18 protein-coding genes are annotated in these 21,695 nt (G+C 61.9%); 9 read left to right on the top strand and 9 right to left on the bottom strand.

The genetic code is table 11. The features are described 5' to 3' along the window. Positions 1-258: 258 nt before the first annotated feature. The 6 genes from HXS66_RS16005 (at position 259) to HXS66_RS16030 (ending at position 6,402) form a co-directional block, all read left to right on the top strand. Positions 259-927, top strand: a complete 669-nt coding sequence (locus tag HXS66_RS16005) for an ABC transporter permease (protein WP_107336399.1) — start codon at positions 259-261, stop codon at positions 925-927. A gap of 45 nt (positions 928-972) precedes the next feature. Further along, complete coding sequence (locus HXS66_RS16010; RefSeq protein WP_176504039.1) at positions 973-2,154, top strand: ABC transporter ATP-binding protein; 1,182 nt, start codon at positions 973-975, stop codon at positions 2,152-2,154. Between the two features lie 4 nt (positions 2,155-2,158). Further along, positions 2,159-2,890 carry an ABC transporter permease gene (locus HXS66_RS16015; protein ID WP_176504040.1) on the top strand — a complete coding sequence of 244 codons (732 nt, stop codon included), beginning with the start codon at positions 2,159-2,161 and terminating at the stop codon, positions 2,888-2,890. Between the two features lie 102 nt (positions 2,891-2,992). After that, positions 2,993-3,874 carry a glycine betaine ABC transporter substrate-binding protein gene (locus HXS66_RS16020; RefSeq protein ID WP_176504041.1) on the top strand — a complete coding sequence of 294 codons (882 nt, stop codon included), beginning with the start codon at positions 2,993-2,995 and terminating at the stop codon, positions 3,872-3,874. Positions 3,875-4,038: 164 nt separating this feature from the next. Continuing rightward, positions 4,039-5,406: an MmgE/PrpD family protein gene (locus HXS66_RS16025; RefSeq protein WP_255303313.1), complete on the top strand. Its 1,368-nt coding sequence runs from the start codon at positions 4,039-4,041 to the stop codon at positions 5,404-5,406. A 153-nt stretch (positions 5,407-5,559) separates the two neighbouring features. After that, a complete protein-coding gene (locus tag HXS66_RS16030; protein WP_176504042.1) occupies positions 5,560-6,402 on the top strand; it encodes a nitrilase-related carbon-nitrogen hydrolase in 843 nt (280 codons plus the stop codon). 140 nt (positions 6,403-6,542) lie between these two features. On the opposite strand, the gene HXS66_RS16035 is transcribed toward HXS66_RS16030, so the two are convergent. From HXS66_RS16035 to HXS66_RS16045, 3 genes are all read right to left on the bottom strand, one after another. Further along, positions 6,543-8,030, bottom strand: coding sequence for a CoA-acylating methylmalonate-semialdehyde dehydrogenase (locus tag HXS66_RS16035; RefSeq protein WP_176504043.1), 1,488 nt, complete (start codon positions 8,028-8,030; stop codon positions 6,543-6,545). Between the two features lie 116 nt (positions 8,031-8,146). Continuing rightward, positions 8,147-9,430 carry a Xaa-Pro peptidase family protein gene (locus HXS66_RS16040; RefSeq protein WP_176504044.1) on the bottom strand — a complete coding sequence of 428 codons (1,284 nt, stop codon included), beginning with the start codon at positions 9,428-9,430 and terminating at the stop codon, positions 8,147-8,149. An 81-nt stretch (positions 9,431-9,511) separates the two neighbouring features. Next, the gene (locus tag HXS66_RS16045) at positions 9,512-10,393 is read right to left on the bottom strand and encodes a phytanoyl-CoA dioxygenase family protein (protein WP_166018348.1); all 882 of its coding nucleotides are present in this window, start codon (positions 10,391-10,393) and stop codon (positions 9,512-9,514) included. Positions 10,394-10,505: 112 nt separating this feature from the next. On the opposite strand from HXS66_RS16045, the gene HXS66_RS16050 reads away from it, so the two are divergent. Beyond that, a complete protein-coding gene (locus HXS66_RS16050; RefSeq protein WP_176504045.1) occupies positions 10,506-11,468 on the top strand; it encodes a LysR family transcriptional regulator in 963 nt (320 codons plus the stop codon). A gap of 252 nt (positions 11,469-11,720) precedes the next feature. Here HXS66_RS16050 and HXS66_RS16055 read toward each other — a convergent pair whose 3' ends face one another. The 6 genes from HXS66_RS16055 to HXS66_RS16080 all read right to left on the bottom strand — a co-directional run bounded on the left by HXS66_RS16055 (position 11,721) and on the right by HXS66_RS16080 (position 18,146). After that, positions 11,721-12,758 (bottom strand): methylenetetrahydrofolate reductase, encoded by a 1,038-nt coding sequence (locus HXS66_RS16055; RefSeq protein ID WP_176504046.1) that lies wholly within the window; start codon positions 12,756-12,758, stop codon positions 11,721-11,723. Further along, on the bottom strand, positions 12,755-13,219 hold the full coding sequence (locus HXS66_RS16060) for a methylenetetrahydrofolate reductase C-terminal domain-containing protein (protein ID WP_176504047.1): 465 nt from the start codon (positions 13,217-13,219) through the stop codon (positions 12,755-12,757). Before HXS66_RS16060 ends, HXS66_RS16055 begins: the two co-directional genes overlap by 4 nt. Positions 13,220-13,481: 262 nt before the next feature. After that, a complete protein-coding gene (locus tag HXS66_RS16065) occupies positions 13,482-13,694 on the bottom strand; it encodes a DUF2474 domain-containing protein (RefSeq protein WP_176504048.1) in 213 nt (70 codons plus the stop codon). Positions 13,695-13,705: 11 nt separating this feature from the next. Further along, positions 13,706-14,722, bottom strand: coding sequence for a cytochrome d ubiquinol oxidase subunit II (gene cydB, locus HXS66_RS16070; protein ID WP_308478525.1), 1,017 nt, complete (start codon positions 14,720-14,722; stop codon positions 13,706-13,708). Positions 14,723-14,730: 8 nt separating this feature from the next. Further along, positions 14,731-16,146, bottom strand: coding sequence for a cytochrome ubiquinol oxidase subunit I (locus tag HXS66_RS16075; RefSeq protein WP_176504049.1), 1,416 nt, complete (start codon positions 16,144-16,146; stop codon positions 14,731-14,733). Positions 16,147-16,724: 578 nt separating this feature from the next. Further along, a complete protein-coding gene (locus HXS66_RS16080; RefSeq protein ID WP_176504050.1) occupies positions 16,725-18,146 on the bottom strand; it encodes a PLP-dependent aminotransferase family protein in 1,422 nt (473 codons plus the stop codon). Between the two features lie 484 nt (positions 18,147-18,630). Between HXS66_RS16080 and urtA the strand changes: the two genes are divergently transcribed. Further along, positions 18,631-19,905, top strand: a complete 1,275-nt coding sequence (urtA, locus tag HXS66_RS16085) for an urea ABC transporter substrate-binding protein (RefSeq protein WP_176504078.1) — start codon at positions 18,631-18,633, stop codon at positions 19,903-19,905. A gap of 135 nt (positions 19,906-20,040) precedes the next feature. Continuing rightward, positions 20,041-21,693: an urea ABC transporter permease subunit UrtB gene (gene urtB / locus HXS66_RS16090; RefSeq protein ID WP_373996134.1), complete on the top strand. Its 1,653-nt coding sequence runs from the start codon at positions 20,041-20,043 to the stop codon at positions 21,691-21,693. Positions 21,694-21,695 lie beyond the last annotated feature (2 nt).

Consider the following 21,695-nt stretch of genomic DNA (forward strand, 5'->3'; position numbering starts at 1 on the left):
CCCTCGGGGTCGCATGGGGCAAGGAGGATCACTGTTCTTGATAACTGGCATTTTGCATACTCATCCAAATCGATAAATAACTGCTATCTCGCTTTGCTAAGCTAAGCAGATTCCCACATCGACCGGCTTCCGTCGTGCCTGACGACTCTGACCTTGTTGCCCTGATCTTTCGGGCTCTGATGCTTCGAGCTTTGATCATCAGGCGTGCGTCGCGGTGTGGAGTCTGTGCAGAACACAATAAAAGCAAGGAGATCTCGCTTGGAACTGATCCAGTATGCTCTGGACAATCTGGAGCTCTTGACCACACGCACGCTTGAGCACATCTCGCTGGTCGGGGTGGCGGTGGGAATCGCCACCCTGACGGGCGTGCCCATCGGTATCGCGATCACCAAGAACGAGCGAGCCGCCAAGACCGTTCTGTATATCGCCTCGATCATCGTGACGATCCCTTCCATCGCGTTGTTCGGCATCATGATTCCGATCCTGTCGTTGATCGGGCAGGGCATCGGCTATGTGCCGGCCGTGATTGCCGTGTTGCTGTATTCGCAGTTGCCGATCATTCGCAATACCTACACCGCGATCAACAATGTCGACCCGGCGCTGCGTGAAGCGGCCAGAGGGGTGGGCATGAGTCAGAACCAGCGCCTGTGGATGGTGGAGATTCCGCTGGCCGTGCCGATCATCATGGCCGGTGTACGCACCGCCGTGGTGCTGAATATCGGGGTGATGGCGATTGCGGCCTATATCGGTGCCGGGGGGCTTGGCACCTTCATCAGCCGTGGCATTTCCCAGTCAGATCCACGTCAGCTGATTGTCGGGGCGGTGGCGGTCAGCGTGCTGGCCATCCTCGTCGACTATGCATTGTTGGCGCTGCAGAAGCGCCTGACGCCCAAGGGCATGGACCGCACGACAGCGGCCGCCGCCTGACGCGTCATTCGCGCGCGATTCTGCCAACACGACAAGGAACGCTTCATGATCGAACTCGACAACCTGACAAAAGTCTTCGATACCCCGAAAGGCGCCGTGACGGCGGCTGACCATATCAGCATGAAGGTCCCGAGCGGTGAGATCTGCATCCTGCTCGGCCCCTCCGGCTGCGGCAAGACCACCAGCCTCAAGATGATCAATCGCATCATTCGCCCGACTTCCGGGCGAGTACTGATCAACGGTGAAGATACTACCAACCTCAATACCCAGGACCTGCGCCGCAATATCGGCTACGTGATCCAGCAGATCGGGCTTTTCCCGAACATGACCATCGAGGAGAACATCACGGTGGTTCCCAAGCTGCTGGGTTGGGACAAGACCCGCTATCGCGAGCGTGCGCGCGAGATGATGCGCATGATCGCGCTGGAGCCTGATGCGTTTCTCAAGCGTTACCCGAGTGAGCTTTCGGGTGGCCAGCAGCAGCGTATCGGGGTGGCGCGTGCCCTGGCGGCAGATCCGCCCGTGATGCTGATGGATGAGCCCTTCGGCGCGATCGACCCCATCAATCGTGCGGTGATCCAGGATGAGTTCCTCAAGATGCAGCAGGACCTCAAGAAGACCATCATGTTCGTCAGCCACGATATCGATGAGGCGATCAAGATGGGTGACCGCATCGCCATCTTCCGCGGTGGCAAGCTGGTGCAGTATTCACCGCCCGATGAATTGCTGGCCGCGCCGAAGAACGACTTCGTCGAATCCTTCCTGGGAGAGGATCGTGCCCTGAAGCGCCTCAACCTGGTCAAGGTGCGTGATCTGGCCAGCGAAGACATCGGCATGGTCATGCCGGATGACACCCTGACCACGGCGCTCGAACGCATCGAGGCCTACGGCTACCAGAACAGCATCGTGATGGTGAACGACAAGCGTCAGCCGGTCGGGATCATCAGTGCCGCCATCGCCCGCACCTCCAAGGGCCATTGCCGTGATCACTTCCAGAGCGTGCCCGTCGTGGTCACCTTGGATGATGACCTGCGCAAGGTCGCCTCACTGATGTTTGCCAACGACATGACCTGGATGCCGTGCGTCGATGATGAGGGCCGAATCATTGGCCAGATCACGCAGCGCGCCATCACCCACCACCTGGGGTCTCGCTATCGGGCGCATTCAGGTGGCGGGGCTGCGGGCCAGCAGGCTGAGATGTCCGCGACCGCGCTACACAAGGAGTAAGCCCATGCCGACACTGAAATTCACGGGCTTGCTGCGGCTGGTGGCCGTGGTCGCGATCTTCATGGCCGGGGTCTGGAGCCAATCGAGTGGCGTGATCGAAGAGTTTCTCTTCTATATACCCGATATCCAGTTCCTGACGGTACAACACCTCTGGTTGACGGCACTCTCAGGCGGGCTGGCGATCCTGGTCGCGGTCCCGTTGGGCATCATCCTGTCGCGACCCAGCATGACGCGCTACGCCGAATCCGCCATGCAGGTGCTCAACGTGGGCACCACCATCCCGACGCTGGCGGTGCTGGCACTGTCGATGAGCTTTCTGGGCATCGGCACCGTGCCGGCGGTCTTCGGTCTGTTCGTCGCGACCCTGCTGCCCATCACCCGCAATACCTACACGGGGCTCAAGGGAGTCTCACCTGCCTTGAAGGAAGCGGCGGCCGGGATCGGCATGTCGCCACTTCAGCGCCTGGTGCGGGTCGAGTTGCCCAATGCGCTGTATGTCATGTTCGCCGGGATTCGTACTGCTCTGGCCATCAATGTCGGCACGGTACCGTTGGCCTTCCTGATCGGCGCCGGTGGGCTGGGGGAGCTGATCTTTACCGGGATCGATCTCTATGACCCCATCATGATGCTGTCCGGTGCCATTCCCACGGCGCTGCTGGCGATCGGGGTGGATGTGCTGGTGGCCTTGGTGGCCTTCCTCGTGGTGCCGCGAGGCGTCAACCCGGCGCGGGCATGAACGAAGACCCACGAGCCGGCCCGCTCGGCGCGTGGTGACAGACTGCAATACCTGAACAATAACAACCAGCTGGACCGACTTTTCACAGGATAGGAGAACACCATGAAGACCTTGACGACTCTGCTGACCGGCGCGGCACTGGCCGCTTCCCTCTCGACGGCGCACGCCGAAGAGATCGTGGTGGGGGGCAAGAACTTCACTGAACAACAGATTCTGGCGAGCATGACAGGGCAGTATCTGGAAGGCCTGGGCTATGACGTGGAAGAACGCTCCGGCATGGGCTCTGCCGTACTCCGTCAGGCGCAGGAAAACGGCCAGATCGATCTCTATTGGGAATACACAGGCACCTCACTGATCAACTACAACGATGTCAGTGAGCGCCTGAGTCCGGAAGACACCTATGCCCGCGTCAAGGAGCTGGACGCCGAGAAGGGCCTGGTGTGGCTGGAGCCGTCTGCGGCCAACAATACCTACGCACTGGCGATGCGTGAGTCGGATGCCCAGGAGCGCGGTATCGCCTCATTGTCGGACCTCGCGCAGGCGGTCAACGACGACAAGGGGCTGTCCTTCGCGTTGAACGCCGAATTCTACGCGCGCGATGATGGCTGGCGTCCGCTGCAGAAAGCCTATGACTTCCGTGTCGGGCGCGCCGACGTCAAGCGCATGGATTCCGGTCTGGTCTACCAGGCACTGCGTGATGGTCAGGTCGATGTCGGCCTGGTGTTCGCTACCGATGGCCGCATCCCGGCGTTCGACTTCACGGTGCTCGAGGACGACAAGGGCTACTTCCCGGCCTACGCCCTGACGCCGGTGGTGCGTGAGGAGTCGCTCAAGGCCAACCCGGAACTCGAGTCGCAGATGAATGCGCTGTCCGCCGAGCTCAATGACGACACCATGGCGAGCCTTAACGCACAGGTCGATGTCGAGAAGAAGACCATCGAGCAGGTCGCCGAGGACTTCCTGAAGGAGCATGGCCTCAAGTGACCTTCAGGTACGCCTGATCCTCTGACAGCGAGGCTCAGGGGCCAAGCCAGCACGACAAGGCCGCCAGCGGGCGGTCTTGTCGTCTCTGGCGGGCGCGTCTGCCTCGCTCGCGTCTGTCGCCATCCCGTTCGTCACTGCCGTGTCTACCACCGTGGAGAAGTCCCATGTCTGCACCGGATTGTCTGCCTCATGCCATGTCTGCCACTCATGTATCTGGCAAGGCCTGCGTGGCGCCTGAGCCGCTGTCTCTGATCCATGCGTACGACTGCACCCGTCTCGGCGCAGAGCAGCTGCACCAGGCCAAGCGCTGCCTGCTGGATCTGCTGGGCGTCGCGGCAGGTGCGACGCGGACTCCCCTGGCCGCCAAGGCGGCGCGCTACGTCACGCGCCAGCACGGCGGCGACGTGCCGCTGTTGTTCGCCAGCGGTACGGCCTCTTCCAGCGGTGTCGCCCTGCAGGGTGGCTGGTTGATCGATGCGCTGGATGCCCACGATGGCCAGGTGCTGACCAAGGGGCATGCGGGGGTGGCCTTGTTGCCCGGCCTGCTGGCACTCCCGGAAACCCGACAACTCAGCGGGCATGAGTTTCTGGCGCTGCTGGCCTATGGCTACGAGGTCGCCACGCGCGCGGGCATCGCCTTGCATGCCCAGAGTCCCGATTACCATACGTCGGGGGCCTGGAATGCGCTGGGCGTGGCCGCAGTGACTGCGCGTCTGCGCGGCTTTGATCGTGAGACGTTGCACCACGCGCTGGGCATCGCCGAGTTCTATGGGCCGCGCAGCCAGATGATGCGCTGCATCGATCACCCCACCATGCTCAAGGATGGCTCCGGCTGGGGGGCGATGACCGGCATCTCGGCGGCGTTGCTGGCGGAAGATGGCTTCACCGGAGCACCGGCATTGACGGTCACGGCGCCGGAGGTCGCCGCGCTGTGGCAGGACCTCGGCCAGCGTCATTATCTGTTCGAGCAGTACTTCAAGGCCTATCCGGTGTGTCGCTGGGCGCAGCCGGCAGTCGAAGCGGTCTTGTCATTGGCGGACGCCGCTCGTGAGCCTGACGACATCACGCGTATCGAGATCATCACCTTCCATGAGGGCAAGCGGCTGCATGTCACGCACCCCGACACCACGGAGCAGGCGCAGTACAGTCTGCCGTGGTCGGTCGCCTGTGCCCTGGGGCGGGGCAGCGTGGATGTGGAAGGCATCTGCGATGCCCTTGACGATGCCGGACTCAAGGCGCTGGCGAGCAAGGTGATGATCGAGGAGGATGCCGTATTCAATGCCCGTTTCCCTGCCGAGCGGTGGGCCCGTGCGCGAATCATCCTGAAAAATGGTGCTGTGCTGGAAAGCGCAGACCATGAGGCGCTGGGCAATCCGGACAAGCCGCTGACGGACGCTCAGGTGTTGGCCAAATATCAGGCCCTGGCGGAGCCGGTGCTGGGAGATCGCGCAGCCAGGCTGCGTGATGTCGTGATGGATCTGGAGTCACGACCGGTCTCCGAGCTGCTGGCGCTGCTGGGCGCACCGGCTTGAATAGGGCGGCCGCGGCTGACATTCTGCGCGGCGCTTGATTCTCATTGGCCTGCTATCTGACCTTGGCCCTGGCCTTTCGCTTGGTTTTCTACCTGACCCTGACCCTGGCTTCTGCTGTTCGTTGCCTTCTCTTTTCATTACCGAGACTTGCCCATGCACCATCAAGATCACCTGCACGTTGGCGCGGCCCAGATCAACGCCACCCTCGGCGATATTGAGGCCAACCTGGAACGTCATCTCGACATCATCCATCAGGCGCGGGATGTCGATCTGGATCTGCTGGTCTTCCCGGAGCTGTCTTTGACGGGCTATGGCATGGGCAGTCGGGTCATTGATCTGGCCTTTCCGCCGCATGACCCGCGCTTGCTGATGCTCGCGCGTGCCGCGGGCGACATGCAGCTGGTGGTGGGCTTTGTCGAGGAGGCCAGTCCGGGGGAGTACTACAACGCCCTGGCGATTCTGCAGCATGGCGCGCTGCAGGCCGTGCATCGCAAGCTGAATCTGCCGACCTACGGCGGGCTGGAGGAGGGCAAGCTGTTCACCCACGGCAGCGATCTGACCCAGAACGATGTGCGCGAAGGCTGGTCAGCCACCTCGCTGATCTGCGCGGACCTGTGGAATCCAGGCCTGGTGCACGCCGCCATGCTCGCGCGTCCCACCGTGCTATGCGCGCCGATCAATTCGGCCTCGGGCATCGTCAGCGATGATTTCTCCAATGAGCAGAACTGGGCGATCAATCTCCAGTTCTACGCCATGACCTACGGCACGCCGGTCATCATGGCCAATCGCTTCGGGCCCGAGGGTGGCAGTCACTTCTGGGGCGGATCACGAATTCTTGGCCCGCGCGGGGAAACGCTGGCCCAGGCGGAAGACCGCGAGATGCTGATACATGCCGAGCTGTCGCGCACCGCGATCGCCAAGGCCCGATTCGAGCTGCCGACACACCGCGACGCCGATACGCCGCTGGTCCGTGACTTGATGCTGGGCTATCGCTGAGCGGCAGGTGTATAGCAACAGGCGCTGAGCAGCAGGCACTGAGAAAGCCCAGCAGCAAGACAGATAAGCCTGTCGAGCAACAAGACGCCCGCGCCAGAGTTCTGGCGCGGGCGTCTTGTTTGCTTTACCGGCAATGCGGCTCAGGACGGGAAGCTGAATTGAGCGGCTTCCTGAGCACTGCGCTGCGGCCAGCGCTGGGACACGCTCTTGCGTCGGGTATAGAAGCGCACGGCGTCGGGGCCATAGGCGTGCAGGTCACCGAACAGCGAGTCCTTCCAGCCGCCGAAGCTGTGGAAGGCCACCGGTACCGGCAAGGGCACGTTGATGCCGACCATGCCGACCTCAATCTGGTCGGCGAAGCGGCGTCCGGCCTCGCCATCGCGGGTGAACAGGCAGGTGCCGTTGCCGTACTGGTGGTCATTGATCAGCGCGATGGCATCCTCGAAGCTTGCCACGCGCACCACACAGAGTACCGGACCGAAGATCTCGTCACGGTAGATGCTCATGTCAGGTGTGACGCGATCGAACAGCGTTGCGCCCAGGAAGAAACCGGGTGAGCTCTCGACCAGCGGGTGAGTGCGACCATCCACGACCAGCTGGGCGCCAGCGCTGGCGCCTGCCTCGATATAGCCGGCGACCTTGTCGCGCTGCGAGGCATTGATCAGGGCACCCATGTCGTGCCCGGGTTCGGTGCCCGGGCCGATGCTCATGGCGCGTGCCTGAGGCGCGAGTCGTTCGATCAGGGCATCCGCGGTGTCATCCCCTACGCAGACGGCCACCGAGATGGCCATGCAGCGCTCGCCCGCGCTGCCGAAGGCCGCGCCGATCAAGGTGCTGGCGGCATTGTCGAGATCAGCATCCGGCAATACCACGGCGTGATTCTTGGCACCTCCCAACGCCTGGATTCGCTTGCCCTGACGGGTTCCCCCCTCGTAGAGACTCCGCGCCACGGGCGTCGAGCCGACGAAGCTCATCGCCTTGACCTCCGGAGCCGCGATCAGCGCCTCGACGGCTTCGCGATCGCCATGCACCACGCTGAAGAGTCCATCGGGTAGTCCGGCTTCGCGCAGCAGATGGGCCATCTTGTTGGCCGCCGACGGGCTCTGCTCCGACGGCTTGAGGATAAAGGCATTGCCGCAGGCCAGCGCCATGGGGAACATCCAGAGCGGCACCATGGCCGGGAAGTTGAACGGCGTGACACCGGCCACGATGCCCAGCGGTTGATGGTTGGACCAGGTGTCGATGCTCGGCCCGGCATTGTGGGAATACTCGCCCTTGAGCAGCTCCGGCACGCCGCAGGCATATTCGACGTTCTCGATGCCGCGCTTGAGTTCGCCCATGGCATCGTCGAGCACCTTGCCGTGTTCTTCACTGATCAGGGCGCAGATCTCCTGAGCATCCCGTTCCAGCAATGTCTTGAAGCGATACATGACCTGAGCGCGTTTGGCGGGCGGCATGGCGCGCCAGGTGGGCAGGGCATCCTTGGCGGCCACTATCGCGCGTTGCACGATGGCGGCATCAGCCAGTGGCAGACGGCGAACGGCTCGCGCGGTGGCCGGATTGAGCACATCCAGGGTGCGATCGCCAGTCACGGCGTCACCGCCAATCAGGTGAGTCAGGGTATCCATCGGTCAGTTTTCAGCCTTGTGTTCAGTCGTAGAGAATGTGGCAGAGAAAGTCGCTGTCTTGAGCTGTCTTGTGCTGTCTTGAGCTGAGGTTGCCGTGAGCCTGGATTGACCCGTGCTCAGAATTGACGCCCCAGCAGTGCCTCATCGAAGGGATAGCGTGAGATCTTCTCGATGCCGGTCTCGGTGATCAGCACCTCTTCCTCCAGCTTGACGCCATCGGCAGCGCCGACTTCGCCGATATAGCTTTCCACCGAGACGACCATGCCGGGTTCCAGCACGCCATCCTTGGAGAAGCGATCAAAGTCCATGTGGTGCGCGACCAGCGGTGTCTCGCCATGCATGCCGACGCCGTGGATGATCGAGGGGTAACGGCGATCAAGGAAACGCTCGGGAATCTTCCAGGCGCTCTCGGCGATCTCGCGATAGCTGATGCCGGGCTTGAGGATCGACATGTTGTGGTGCACCTGCTCGTGCGCCATCTGGTACAGACTCTGCTGATAGGCGGTCGGACGGCCCGGCCCGACATGGAAGGTGCGTGAGAAGTCGGAGTAGTAGCCGTGGCAGCCGATGGTGTCGGTATCCAGCGCGACCAGCTCTCCGGGGCGAATCACGCGGTCGCTGGCCTCGTTGAACCATGGATTGGTGCGCGGTCCGGAAGACAGCAGGCGGGTCTCGATGAACTCACCGCCCTGGCGGATGACATCGCCGTACATGATGGCGAACAGCTCATTCTCGGTGACGCCGGGCTTGATGGCGGCTTCCACGGCGGCAACCGCGGCCTCGCTACCGGCCATCGACTGGGCCAGGCAGGCAATTTCCTCAGGCGTCTTGAGGCGACGGCAATGCAGGGTGTCCTGCATGCAGTCGAAGACTTCCAGCCCCTGCGCTTCCAGCGAGCGCGCCAGATTCAGGGTGCAGCGATCCAGCCCGACCTTGCGATTGCCACCACCATGTTCCTCGACCAGCTGGGCGATCTCGATGCCGAACGGGTCGCTCGAGAGATTGTCGCGCTGGTTGACGGCGGACCACACCACCTTGGACGTGCGCGCCTCATCGATGGTTTCAAGCCAGGTCGAGACGTGGGCGCTACCGGGGTATTCGAACAGGATCACCGGCCCCTCGAGAGGCACGTAGATGTAGCGGGTGGAGTTGCGCAGGAAGTAGCCGAACATGTTGCGCGAGCCGGTGGCGTAGCGCTGGTTGTTGGGATCAAACAGCACCACGGCGGCGTAGCCCTGCTCCGCCATCATGGCGCGCAGGCGGGTCAGACGACCGCCGCGCAGCTGCACAGGGTCAAAGGCCGTGGGAATGCTGTCGCCATTGGCCATTGGCGCGGACGGCACGATCGGGAAGCTTGCGGGTTCGCTGTCGGTCAGGCGTTCAAAGTCGACGATGCTCATGGGTAGTCTGGGCTCACGGTCTGATGAAAAAGGGCAGAAAAAGCGCTGGGCAAAGATGAATCACGTACGTCTTCTGGCGCGTCAGTCCGCCAGGTTGTCGCTGCGCTGCATGCCTTCCTTGAGCAGGCGCTCGTGGATAGGCGCCATGCGGCCGAAGATTCGCTGGGCGCGCTCAGGGCGACCGATGAACCCGGGCTCCTTGGCGTAAGCGAAGATCACGGTATGGCGTTCTCGCTCACCACGAACCGGGGTGACGCGATGCAGGGAGTAGCGGCCGAAGAAGATCTGCAGGTCGCCCGGCTTCAGGTCGATGGCGGTCAGGCGCGAGCGATCTCCGTCGAGCACCTTCTCGACGCCTTCGAAGTTCTCGCCCTCGGGACTGCGGATACCGGCGGCGTATTCAAATCGGCCACCCGCATCGGACTTGCGGGTCATCATGGTGACGATGAATTCGTTGGTGTCGTAGTGCCAGGGATGCTGGCAGCCATCGCGCAGCACGTTGACGACCAGGTCCGCGAGCGGGTCGGCATATTGGTGAATGTCGTCCATGCCGACGACACTGGCGATGAAGTGCTGGAAATCGGGATGCGTGTAGACCTGGCGAATCAGGGTATCCGAGCCGATCCGGTCGCCCGCCACGAAACCGTTGGTGCGATCATCGAAGCGATTGCGTGGATGCGATGCAGGCAGTGAGTCATCACCGTCGCTGTTGTAGGGGTTGGTGACGGTCTGGTTGTAGTGCGCCAGCGGTGAAAGGCGCTCCGTTTCCTGCTCCAGACGTGCCAGCGCCTCCTGAGGCACGAAGCCCTCCAGCACGACGCAGCCATCCTGCGCGAGCTGTTCGCGACATTGGCGCATCAGTTCGCGACCCCGCGCTTCTGTCAGTCGATGGATGGGGTAGTGTTCAAGATCTATCAGCCCATCGAGAGAGGTATCACTGTCCTGCTGCTGGATTGCGTTCATGCCCGGCCTCCTGTTCCCTGATCGCTAAATAACGTAGGAATAGGTTAGAGGGCGTGTTTTGATAATAGAAATGAATGGTCAAGATCAAATGCATTGCGAGGGCTCATAGATCATGGATACCGACCTGCTTCGTGCCTTTGTCACGGTGGCCGAATGTGAAGGGTTCAGCGCCGCCGGCAAGGTGCTGCATCGCACCCAGTCTGCCGTCAGCCTGCAGATCAAGCGGCTGGAGGATCAGATGGGCGGAGCGCTGTTGTCTCGCACCAGCCGCCGGGTAGAACTCACGGCGTCGGGAGGGCGGTTGCTGCCCTATGCGCGGCACATTCTCAAGCTGCAGGATGAGGCGCGGCAGGTGCTTGGGGTCGATCGCAAGAATGAGCTCATCCGGCTGGGCACGTCGGAAGAACAGGCCAGTACCTACCTGCCTGAATTGCTGTCGCGCTTCGCCGCGGATCACCCCGAAGTGCGCCTGGAAGTGACCTGCAAGATCAGCGCGTCGCTGGTGCATGATTTTCAGGAAGGCTTGCTGGACGCCGTGCTGGTGGTGCGTCACGGGCCGACCCAGACCGGGCGGCTGTTGGGGCGCGAGCGCATGGTGTGGGTGGTCGCTGAAGACCAATCCCTTGCAGACTGGGAGGTACTGCCGCTCGCGCTCAATCCGGAAGGCTGCATCTTCCGCGCGCATGCCTTCGCCGCCTTGGGGCGGGACGACCGGCAGTGGGACGTGCGTTACTCAAGCCAGTCACCGACGGGCATCAATCTGCCGGTGAAGGCCGGACTGGCACTGACCGTCAAGACACCGCGCAGCGTACCCTCCGGCTGTCGTATCGTCGGCGATGACGAAGGCTTGCCGCCGCTTGGTCATGTGGAAATCGAGCTTCATCGCTCGCCGGGTCATGTCAGTGATGCGCTGAGTGACTTCTGCGATCACCTGGAAGCCATCGTCACCGGCAAGGGCAAGCTTGAGAAGGTCGAGGCATTGGAGGCGTGTTCTCAGGAAAGCCCTGAGGTCAGTCCTCAGGCTGGCGTTGAGCCAGATATCGCGACAGTGCGTGAGGCAGCGACCGCTGGTTGAGCAGCAAGCTTGTGCCAATCACTCACTTTTGAGCATCTTGCCGGCGCGAAATGCTGACGCACTGAAGAATTCGATCTTCAGCGTTGTGCAGCCTCTTTCTATCACGTCACTTTCGCGCCCCGAGACCGGGGCTTGATGTGCGTGTGTCTACAACTCGCTAGCCAGCTGTCGCAGTGCCGGATTTACTGGATGCGTGAGCAGGCTGGCGTTGCCGTGATGCATTACCAGCTGTCTAAGTGTTTCTAAGCGTATTCAAAGTGGGTTTGGCGATAGGCCATTGTCATCATAGGGGAGGGTAAAAGGCTTGGATGGCGGTGGGCATGCGCCTCTTTCCCCCAGAATGCCCGCGCGCTGGATGATCTCCGGCACAGACGCTTCCTGACGATGCGCCATGATATGCACGCCACTCACACCCTCGATCTCACGCAACTGCTGGATCATCTCGATGCAGATGTCACGGCCTTCCGCCTTTTGATTCTTGGCACCCTTGAGGCGTTCGATCACGTGGTCCGGGATATGCACGCCGGGGACATGGCGGCGCATCCATTCGGCGGTACGTGCCGAGGCCAGCGGGCCGACGCCGGGCAGGATGAAGCATTTCTCCACCAGGCCCAGATCACGAGCGCGATGCATGAAGTCCTGAAAGCGTGGAAGGTCGAAACAGTACTGTGTCTGGATGAACTGAGCCCCGGCGGCGATCTTCTTGGCCAGACGATGAGGGCGAAACGCGAAGGGCGGGGCGAAGGGGTTGGCGGCGGCGCCCAGAAATACCTGGGGCGCAGAGGTCAGTGACCGGCCGCTGGCGAAGGCGTGCTTGTCACGCAGTCCGGCGACGATTTCCAGCAGCGACAGGGAATCGAGGTCGAACACCGGCTTGGCCTCGGGGTGATCCCCGACCTGCACACCATCGCCGGTCAGACACAGCAGGTTGCGGATACCCAGCGCCGAGGCCCCCAGCACATCGCCCTGGATGGCGATGCGGTTTCTGTCACGACAGGAGATCTGCATCACCGTCTCATGGCCTTCGCGGGCCAGCAGGGCACACATCGCCACGCTCGACATGTGGCAGTTGGCGCCCGAGCCATCGGTGGCGTTCATGGCATCGACATGGCCGGCAAACAGCTGCGCGCGTGCATGGACGTCCTGTGGGTCAGCCGAGTCGGGCGGTGCCAGCTCGGCGGTAACGGCGAACTGACCGCTTCTGAGCACTCGCTCCAGGTGACCGACGTTGCCATCTCGCTCGGCAGGTGGCGCCTGGGTGTTGTCCGGGATAGTGAGTCTGGATGTCATTTCAGGCTCTCTCGACGCTCAGCGGCTTGCCGAGCCACGCGCAGCCAGGATGAAGTGCCCTGCAAGCGGTGGTCCACCGGCAACTGCACGATCTGGATCGCGTCGCTGTCCTTCATTTGCTGGCTGCCTTCCCAGGCTTCCACCCAGACGCAGCGCTTGTCCGGTTCGACTTCACAGTTGCCATTCTGCATGACACCGCCGCAGGGACCGTTGCGCAGATTCTTGGGGCAGTTCATGGAGCAGGACATGCCGGTCGAACTCAGAATGCACTGGCCACACATCTGACAGTCAAACAGCAAACCCTTGCAGGCTTGCTCCAAGCTGGCGACGGGCTTCTCGGCACGTGCGTAACCGACAGACTTCCATAGCGGCTGCAGTTTGATGATCACCGGCTCGACGGCCCGATAGGTGAGCTCCAGCAGCCGCGCGTGACGTGTGGCCCACAGACGAATCGAATACACGCATGCCTCCTGTCAAACACTGGCGGGGGTAACGCCATGGGCGTTCTGGAGCGCTATCTTCGCATGGCCGCCACCCGGGCCGACATCCCGTGGGCGACAGCGTCACTATCGAAAGGCGCACAATAAGCGGGAGAGGCATCGTTGCTTGGCTGAAGCCAAAAAGCCTCCGTAGCCCTGAAAGCCCCCGAAATACAGAAAGACGCCGGAGCATTCGCTGCTCCGGCGTCTTTTTGTGTCTACGTGATGTCTTCTTTCGCTGCTTTCATGGTGTAAGGCCCGCGGCCTGCATGAAGCGTCGCAGTGTCAGAGAGACGAGGCCCAGCGCGCTGACGCTGCCTCCCCAGATGACCACCAGCCAGCCGATCTTGCTGAGCCAGCTTGCCGGGCGCGCAGGCGTCCCGGATGGCTCGTTGTCGAGTCTGGCTGTGGGGGCATGCAGTGGCGCTGAATGTGTCTCGCGTGTCGGGGATGTCATGTCAGCACCTCTCAATGGTAGCCATCGGTATGACGGACCTTGCCCTTGAACACGAAGTAGCTCCACGCCGTGTACACCAGGATGATCGGCAGGATGAAGAGCGTGCCGACGAGGGCAAAGCCCTGGCTTTGGGGCGGAGAGGCCGCTTCCCAGATCGTCACGTGATCGGGAATGATGTCAGGCCACATGCTGATGCCGAAACCGCTGTAGCCTAGGAAGATCAAGACCAGCACCAGCAGGAAGGGCTGGGCATGATATTCAAAGGCGACGGCGCGGATCAGCGCATAACCGGCCAGCACTACCAGCACTGGCACCGGCAGGAACCAGAACAGCTGCGGCAGCGTGAACCAGCGCTCGGCGATGGCGGGGTGCGCCAGCGGTGTCCACAGACTGACGGCCGCGATCATGATCAATACCCACAGCGTCAGCGGGCGCGTCAGGGCAAACATGCGCGCCTGGAGAATGCCTTCGGTCTTCATGATCAGCCAGGTGCTGCCGAGCAATGCATAGGTAAACAGCAGCGCCACACCGCAGAACAGCGGGAAGGGTGACAACCAGTCCAGCGAACCACCGCTGAAATTAACCCCATCGAAGGCGATGCCCTGGATATAGCCTCCCAGTGCGACACCTTGACTGAAGGTGGCCAGCACCGAGCCGCCCACGAAGGCCTTGTCCCACCAGTGGCGGCTCGCGTCCGAGGCCTTGAAGCGAAATTCGAAGGCGACACCGCGGAAGATGAGGCCGATCAACATGGCGACAAGGGGAATGCTCAGGGCTTCCAGCAAGACGGCGTAGGCCAGCGGAAAGGCCGCAAATAGTCCCGCGCCGCCCAGTACCAGCCATGTCTCGTTGCCATCCCACACGGGGGCCACGGTATTCATCATCACATCTCGGTCCACCTTTTCCTCTACCCACGGGAAGAGAATGCCGATGCCCAGATCAAAGCCGTCCATGATCACGTACATCATCAGGCCGAACAGGATGATGCCCGACCAGATGACAGAAAGGTCGATACCCATAGCGTTCATCGCTCCGGTCAGTGAGTGGTGCCGTCGAGAGATTCCTCGATGGCTGACAGTGGGCGGGAAGGTGTACGTGGCTTGCCGGGGCCGCCGCTGGGGGCGTGGCTGTCATCACCCTCAGGCCCTTTCTTGATCAGCTTGAAGAGGTAGTTGATCCCCGTGCCGAAGACGATGAAGTAGACCGTGACAAAGGCTGTCAGGCTGATGCTGAGGTGAACGGCGCTGTGAGCAGAGACGGCATCTTCCGTTCTCATCAAGCCGTAGATCACCCACGGCTGGCGGCCGACTTCGGTGGTGAACCAGCCCGCGAGTATCGCGATCAGACCGGCCGGCCCCATGGCGACGGCCAGCCTCAGCCAGCGCCGCGAGGTGAAGAGCCTGCCCTTGCGAGCCAGATAGACACCCGAGAGGCCGAGCAGAATCATCGCAAGACCCAGGCCGACCATCAGGCGGAAGCTCCAGAACACGACGGTCGAATTGGGGCGGTCCGCGGCGGGGAAGTCCTTGAGCGCCGGTACCTGCTTGTCGATGTCATGCATCAACAGCAGGCTGCCGAGGGCCGGAATCTCGAGCGCGAAGCGCGTCTCTTCGCGCTGCATGTCGGGCACACCGAACAGGATCAACGGCGTCGGTTCCCCATGGCTGTTGTCCCAATGACCTTCGATGGCCGCGATCTTGGCCGGTTGGTGCTTGAGCGTATTCAGGCCATGCATGTCGCCGACGAAGGCCTGCAGCGGGGCGGTCACCATCAACATCAGCACCGCCATGACCAGCATCTTGCGCACTTCCGGGGTGTCGCGTTTCTTGAGCAGCAACCAGGCGGCGGAGGCAGCGACGAACAGCGAGGTGCTCAGGAAGGAGGCCAGTGCCATGTGGGCCAGGCGATAGGGGAAGGAGGGGTTGAAGACGATCGCGAACCAGTCGACCGGCACGACGATGCCATCAATGACCTCGTGCCCCTGTGGGGTCTGCATCCAGCTGTTGGACGACAGGATCCAGAACATCGAGACCAGGGTGCCGAGTGCGACCATGCAGGTCGAGAAGAAGTGCAGGCCGCGACCGACGCGATTCCAGCCAAATAGCATCACGCCGAGGAAGCCGGCTTCGAGGAAGAAGGCGGTCAGCACTTCATAGGTCAGCAGTGGCCCGGTCACGCTGCCGGCAAAGGCCGAGAAACCGCTCCAATGCGTGCCGAACTGGTAGGCCATGACCAGTCCCGACACCACACCCATCGCGAAGTTGACCGCGAATATCTTCGACCAGAAATGATAGAGATTGCGGTAGACCTGTGTGCCTGTCTTCAACCACATGCCTTCCAGCACCGCCAGATAGCTGGCGAGGCCAATGGTGATGGCCGGGAAGATGATGTGAAATGAGATGGTGAAGGCGAACTGTATCCTGGCCAGGTCGATGGCCTCGGTGCCGAACATGGCAATGTCTCCTGAGTAGGCGGCAAGGGGGACGGCCCTGCCTGAATCTTCGCCGCTACTCTAGGGAGCCGCCTGATCCCATAACAGGCTCAGTTGTGCGAGAAAAAACCATATCAGTTGCGAGCTGAACCTTGGCTTGGCGTGAAATGCCCGTGAGCCAGTCAACCCGCCAGCCAGGCGGTATGGCAAGAATCCAGCAAGGCGAGCCGGACAGGAGGGCGCACTCTGATTGATGCCAGCACCATGTTAGTGTCAGATGCTTGGCCTCATCGCCCTAGGCGGCAGGCCCCGCCATGGCGGGCTCTGGCGCACTCTGCAGGGGCACACATGCGGCATCAGGGCAGGCAATCAAGGTGAGTAAAACGGTGCGCAATCAAGGCGTGGCAAGCGGCTCTCGAGCGAGTGATATGCACCGCAAAAGACTGTTTTGACGCAGCGGATAACGCGTGAAGACTGTGTGGCAAGGCGGCAGCAAGGACTGCGGTATTTGCGCGCACTCATGCGCACATACTCAAGGCGCTTCTCGCATCCTGCATATCGCATATCGCATATCGCATACAACCTGAGTGGTCCGCGTGTCAGGCTGCCTTGAGCAATTCACCCAATGTTTGCATGGCGCGCTCTGACGCCGCGTCCCACGGGTGGCCGTAGCTCAAGCGAATGCAATGCTTGAAGCCCTGGGTGGCCGAGAAGATGGGCCCCGGCGCCAGGCTGATGCCGTGGACCAGTGCCTGCTGAAATAGGGCCAGCGAGTCGATGTGCTCGGGAAGCTCGCACCACAGGAAATAGCCCCCGTGGGGATGGGTAACGCGGGTGTCTGCAGGGAAGTAGCGATCAATGGCTGCCAGCATGGCCGTCTGCTGGGTCTCGAGCGCCAGGCGTAGCTTGCGCAGGTGGCGGTCGTAGCCGCCATGCTGGAGGTAGTCGGCCAGGGCCACCTGGGCAGGCAGCGATGGCGAGATGGTCGTCATCAGCTTGAGGCGCGAAATCTCCCGGGTATGCCGCCCCGCGGATATCCAGCCCACCCGATAGCCCGGCGCCAGGCACTTGGAGAACGACCCGCAGTGCATTACCAGACCCTCGTCATCCAGCGCCTTGACGGGTTGCGGGGGCGACACCTCGGCACGTTGATCGAAATACAGTTCCGCATAGACATCATCCTCCAGCATCGGCAGCTGATGACGGCAGAGCAACGCATACAGTTGGGCCTTGCGCGCATCGCTCAGGCTGGCCCCCAGCGGATTCTGCAGATGGCTCATGAACCAGCAGGCCTTGATGGGCAGCGTCTCCAGACGATTCTCGAGCACCTCGAGATCAATCCCGTCGCGCGGGTGTACCGGTATTTCCACCGCGCGCAGCTTGAGCCGCTCAAGTACCTGAAGCGTGGCATAGAAGGCCGGCGCCTCGATGGCGACAAGGTCCCCGGGCTGGGTGACACATTGCAGGCCAAGATTGAGCGCCTCCATGGCGCCATTGGTGATCACCAGCTCCTCCGTCGGCAGCTGCATGCCGTTGACCATGTAGCGCTGAGCGATCTGTCGGCACAGGTCAGGATGGCCTGTGGTCATGTCGGAGATCACGGCATGCGATGACAGCTGGCGCAGCCCACGCGTCATGCTGGTCGCAAGCCGCGCGAGCGGGAAGAGCTCCGGGCTCGGGAAGGCAGAGCCGAAGGGGACGGTGTCGTTGTCGCGCAGTGAGCCCAGCACCGAGAACACCAGTTCACTGACGGCGACATCGGAAGGGGCTTGCTGCTGCAAGGCGACATGCGGCTCATCGAGTATCCGCGAGGCATTGTCACGCACGAAATACCCCGAGCGCGGCCGCGCACTGATCAGGCCCTGATTCTCCAGCAGGTAATACGCCTGAAAGACGGTAGAGGGGCTGATGCCATGCGCCTTGCTGGCCTGACGCACCGACGGCACGCGCTCACCCGGCGCGAGAATGCCGGTTCGAATCAGGTTGGAGATCTCGGCGGCAAAGCGTTCATAACGCTTCATGAGGGCTTTCCTGGAGAAGTCGGGGAGGCAAGGATACCGGAGTGATTACGCCGGCGCATGGCGCGGTGGCCGGGATGGATCATTGTCCATGTCAGAAGGAGCCGCGGAGGGCAATGCATCATCAGCGTGCTGCTGATGCTGACGTGTCCTGCTCGACTTTCGCCCGCTGCACCAGTCAAGGCCATGCTTTTGACTGGTAATCTCCTCATTACGCCATGCCAAGGATGAGTTTTGTGCACGATATTCAGCAATTCACCTGTTTGGTGCAAATGGCCGGCTGGCATATTTTTGATTGCGCATATTTGGTGCGGCTTATATTCAAAACGATATCGAGATTTCCTTTTGGCTGAACGATGGCAACGCACGGCACCGATGTTTCGTGCGATTGCCTGCTTTGCTGGCACATCAATTGCACTACCTCAGTCGGGATAACAAGTACAACAAGACACGAGGGAATGTCGTGAACAAGAAAATCGCTGCCGCAATGCTATCCGCCTGTGTCGGTTTCTCGCTGGCCAATGTCGCCCAGGCAGAAGAGGGGCCGATCAAGGTCGGCATCCTGCATTCACTGTCCGGCACCATGGCGATCAGTGAATCGACACTGAAAGACACCATGTTGATGCTGATCGAGAAGCAGAATGAGAAGGGTGGGCTGCTGGGACGCAAGCTGGAGCCCGTCGTGGTCGATCCGGCCTCCAACTGGCCGCTGTTTGCCGAGAAGGCGCGTGAACTGCTGGCGCAGGACAAGGTCGACGTGATCTTCGGCAACTGGACGTCCGTCTCGCGCAAGTCGGTGCTGCCGGTGGTCGAGGAGCTCAACGGCCTGTTGTTCTATCCGGTGCAGTATGAGGGCGAGGAGTCCTCGGAGAATGTCTTCTATACCGGGGCGGCGCCCAATCAGCAGGCGATTCCGGCAGTGGATTATCTGATGAACGATGTGGGCGTGGAGCGCTGGGTGCTGGCAGGCACGGACTATGTCTATCCGCGTACCACCAACAAGATCCTGGCCGCCTACCTCAAGTCTCACGGTGTGGCCGACGAGGATGTGATGGTCAATTACACGCCCTTCGGTCATTCCAACTGGCAGTCCATCGTTTCGGACATCAAGTCCTTCGGCAGCGCGGGCAAGAAGGCAGCCGTGGTGTCCACCATCAACGGCGATGCCAACGTGCCGTTCTATCGTGAGCTGGCCAACCAGGGCATCGATGCCGAGGACATTCCGGTGGTGGCCTTCTCGGTGGGCGAGCAGGAGCTCTCCGGCATCGATACCGCACCGCTGGTCGGGCATCTCGCGGCCTGGAACTACTTCATGAGCGTGGACAGCGACACCAACTACGACTTCATCGATGAGTGGATCGCCTACACCGGCAAGGAAGATGCCGTCACCAATGATCCGATGGAAGCCCACTACATCGGCTTCAACATGTGGATGGAAGCCGCTCGCAAGGCGGGCAGTGTCGAGGTTGATGCGGTCAAGGACGCCATCATCGGCGTGTCCGTTCCCAACCTGACCGGCGGCTACGCCACCATGATGCCCAACCATCACATCACCAAACCGGTGCTGATCGGCGAGATCCAGGACAACGGTCAGTTCTCCGTCGTCTGGCAGACCCCCTCCACTGTGGCAGGTGATGCCTGGTCGGACTATCTGGAAGGTTCCAAGGACCTGATCAGTGACTGGCGCAAACCGATGGAATGCGGCAACTACAATGTCGTGACCCATTCCTGTGGGGCTCAACAGAACGTCGCCACGCAATGAGGCGTAGCACGTTCTGAGAGTGAGGCGGCGCGCATGTGAGCCTGCGTGCCGCCTCGCTGAGTGTCAGTCTCCGAGGTCGCGATGCCCTCGGAGACTGATGACGCCTTCGCGCGTTCACCATGGATGGCCTTCTTGATGTCTATCTCCGTTGCAATGATGTTCCGCTGGTGCTGGCAGAGGATGCTGCTGATCTGTCTTCTGTCATTCCCCCTGTTTGCCGCTGCCCAGTCCGAATCCGCGACTGGGCAGTCAGCGCGTCTGTCTGACAGCGCTGCCCAGACCTTGCTGAATCGACTTGCCGAGGCGCGCAACCCCGCCAAGCCAGCCGTGATCGATGAGATTGCCGTGAGCGGCGATGAGCGCGCGCGTGGCTGGCTGGAAGCCTTCTCCTCAAGCAAGCTGGCTCGCCTCAAGAGCGGCGAGCGCTTCCTGATCATCGACAACAATCGCGGCCGTGAATGGGCCGTCTCCGACGCTCTGTCCGGCGACTCCGCCGGCAAGGTCTCGCGACGTGAACTCGAGACACTGCGCAGCAACAACTCGCTGCGCGGCCACATCGATGGCGTGCTGTCGATGATCGACCTGTCGTCCCCGGAGGCCGAGGTCCGGCTCACGGCGGCGCGCGGCCTGCGCGGCAGTGTCGATGAGACCATGGCCGAGCGGCTGCCGAGCCTGATCGAGCAGGAAGCCGATACTGATATCCGCGACACCCTGGCGGAGGCGCTCGCCATCCAGCAGCTGGAAGCCAATGGCGACCCTGCGGCGCTGGAGACGCTGTCCGGCAGCCTGAACGCCGCGGCGATTGCCGCCATCAATGGTGCTGCGGCCAGTGATGACCCGCAGCTGGCCAAGGCCGCTCGGGTAGCACTGGCCGGTATCGAGCAGAAGCTCCAGCTCAACAGCGGGCTCGAGACGCTCTACTTCGGCCTCTCGCTGGGCTCGGTACTGGTGCTGGCTGCCATCGGGCTTGCCATCACCTTCGGTGTCATGGGCGTGATCAACATGGCGCATGGCGAACTGATCATGCTGGGCGCCTACACCACCTGGGGCATGCAGCAGCTGCTGCCCGGGCAGCCGGGACTGGCACTGCTGCTTTCCATTCCCGCAGGCTTTCTGGTCGCGGCGGCGGTGGGCGTCATCATCGAGCGCAGCGTCATCCAGCACCTCAAGGGGCGTCCGCTGGAGACCTTGCTGGCCACCTTCGGCATCAGCCTGATCCTGCAGCAGCTGGTGCGTACCACCATCTCGCCCCTGAATCGCATCGTGGTCACGCCGGAGTGGATGAGCGGCTCGCTGATGATCAACGAGGCGCTGTCATTGACGCTCAATCGCCTCTACATCATCGGCTTCGCGCTGTTCGTGTTCGCCGGCCTGATGCTGATCATGCGCCGCACCCGTCTCGGGCTCGAGGTGCGGGCGGTGACCCAAAACCGTGCCATGGCGCGCTCGATGGGCATCAAGGCGACGCGTGTCGACATCATGACCTTCGCACTCGGCTCCGGCGTTGCCGGCCTTGCCGGTGTCGCGCTCTCGCAGATCACCAATGTCGGGCCGAACCTGGGCCAGAACTACATCATCGATTCCTTCATGGTCGTGGTGTTCGGCGGGGTCGGCAATCTGTGGGGCACGCTGGTGGCCGGCATGTCGCTGGGACTGCTCAATCAGTTCCTCGAGCCCTGGGCGGGTGCGGTCCTCGCCAAGATCGTGGTGCTGGTGTTCATCATCCTGTTCATTCAAAAGCGCCCGCGGGGACTCTTCCCGCAGAAGGGCCGCGCCGCGGAGGGTTGATC

The sequence above is a fragment of the Cobetia sp. 5-11-6-3 genome, assembly GCF_013374055.1.
GTDB classification, from domain to species: Bacteria; Pseudomonadota; Gammaproteobacteria; order Pseudomonadales; family Halomonadaceae; genus Cobetia; species Cobetia marina.

What these genes read in the sequence shown, in the direction of transcription:
- cydB (WP_308478525.1), bottom strand. Translation starts at nt 14,722, where the DNA reads ATGAACGCTATGGGTATCGACCTTTCTGTCATCTGGTCGGGCATCATC.
- HXS66_RS16065 (WP_176504048.1), bottom strand. Translation starts at nt 13,694, where the DNA reads ATGACATCCCCGACACGCGAGACACATTCAGCGCCACTGCATGCCCCC.
- HXS66_RS16045 (WP_166018348.1), bottom strand. Translation starts at nt 10,393, where the DNA reads ATGAACGCAATCCAGCAGCAGGACAGTGATACCTCTCTCGATGGGCTG.
- HXS66_RS16080 (WP_176504050.1), bottom strand. Translation starts at nt 18,146, where the DNA reads ATGAAGCGTTATGAACGCTTTGCCGCCGAGATCTCCAACCTGATTCGA.
- HXS66_RS16030 (WP_176504042.1), top strand. Translation starts at nt 5,560, where the DNA reads ATGCACCATCAAGATCACCTGCACGTTGGCGCGGCCCAGATCAACGCC.
- HXS66_RS16010 (WP_176504039.1), top strand. Translation starts at nt 973, where the DNA reads ATGATCGAACTCGACAACCTGACAAAAGTCTTCGATACCCCGAAAGGC.
- HXS66_RS16075 (WP_176504049.1), bottom strand. Translation starts at nt 16,146, where the DNA reads ATGTTCGGCACCGAGGCCATCGACCTGGCCAGGATACAGTTCGCCTTC.
- urtA (WP_176504078.1), top strand. Translation starts at nt 18,631, where the DNA reads ATGCTATCCGCCTGTGTCGGTTTCTCGCTGGCCAATGTCGCCCAGGCA.
- HXS66_RS16050 (WP_176504045.1), top strand. Translation starts at nt 10,506, where the DNA reads ATGGATACCGACCTGCTTCGTGCCTTTGTCACGGTGGCCGAATGTGAA.
- HXS66_RS16035 (WP_176504043.1), bottom strand. Translation starts at nt 8,030, where the DNA reads ATGGATACCCTGACTCACCTGATTGGCGGTGACGCCGTGACTGGCGAT.
- HXS66_RS16055 (WP_176504046.1), bottom strand. Translation starts at nt 12,758, where the DNA reads ATGACATCCAGACTCACTATCCCGGACAACACCCAGGCGCCACCTGCC.
- HXS66_RS16025 (WP_255303313.1), top strand. Translation starts at nt 4,039, where the DNA reads ATGTCTGCACCGGATTGTCTGCCTCATGCCATGTCTGCCACTCATGTA.
- HXS66_RS16020 (WP_176504041.1), top strand. Translation starts at nt 2,993, where the DNA reads ATGAAGACCTTGACGACTCTGCTGACCGGCGCGGCACTGGCCGCTTCC.
- urtB (WP_373996134.1), top strand. Translation starts at nt 20,041, where the DNA reads ATGTCTATCTCCGTTGCAATGATGTTCCGCTGGTGCTGGCAGAGGATG.
- HXS66_RS16040 (WP_176504044.1), bottom strand. Translation starts at nt 9,430, where the DNA reads ATGAGCATCGTCGACTTTGAACGCCTGACCGACAGCGAACCCGCAAGC.
- HXS66_RS16015 (WP_176504040.1), top strand. Translation starts at nt 2,159, where the DNA reads ATGCCGACACTGAAATTCACGGGCTTGCTGCGGCTGGTGGCCGTGGTC.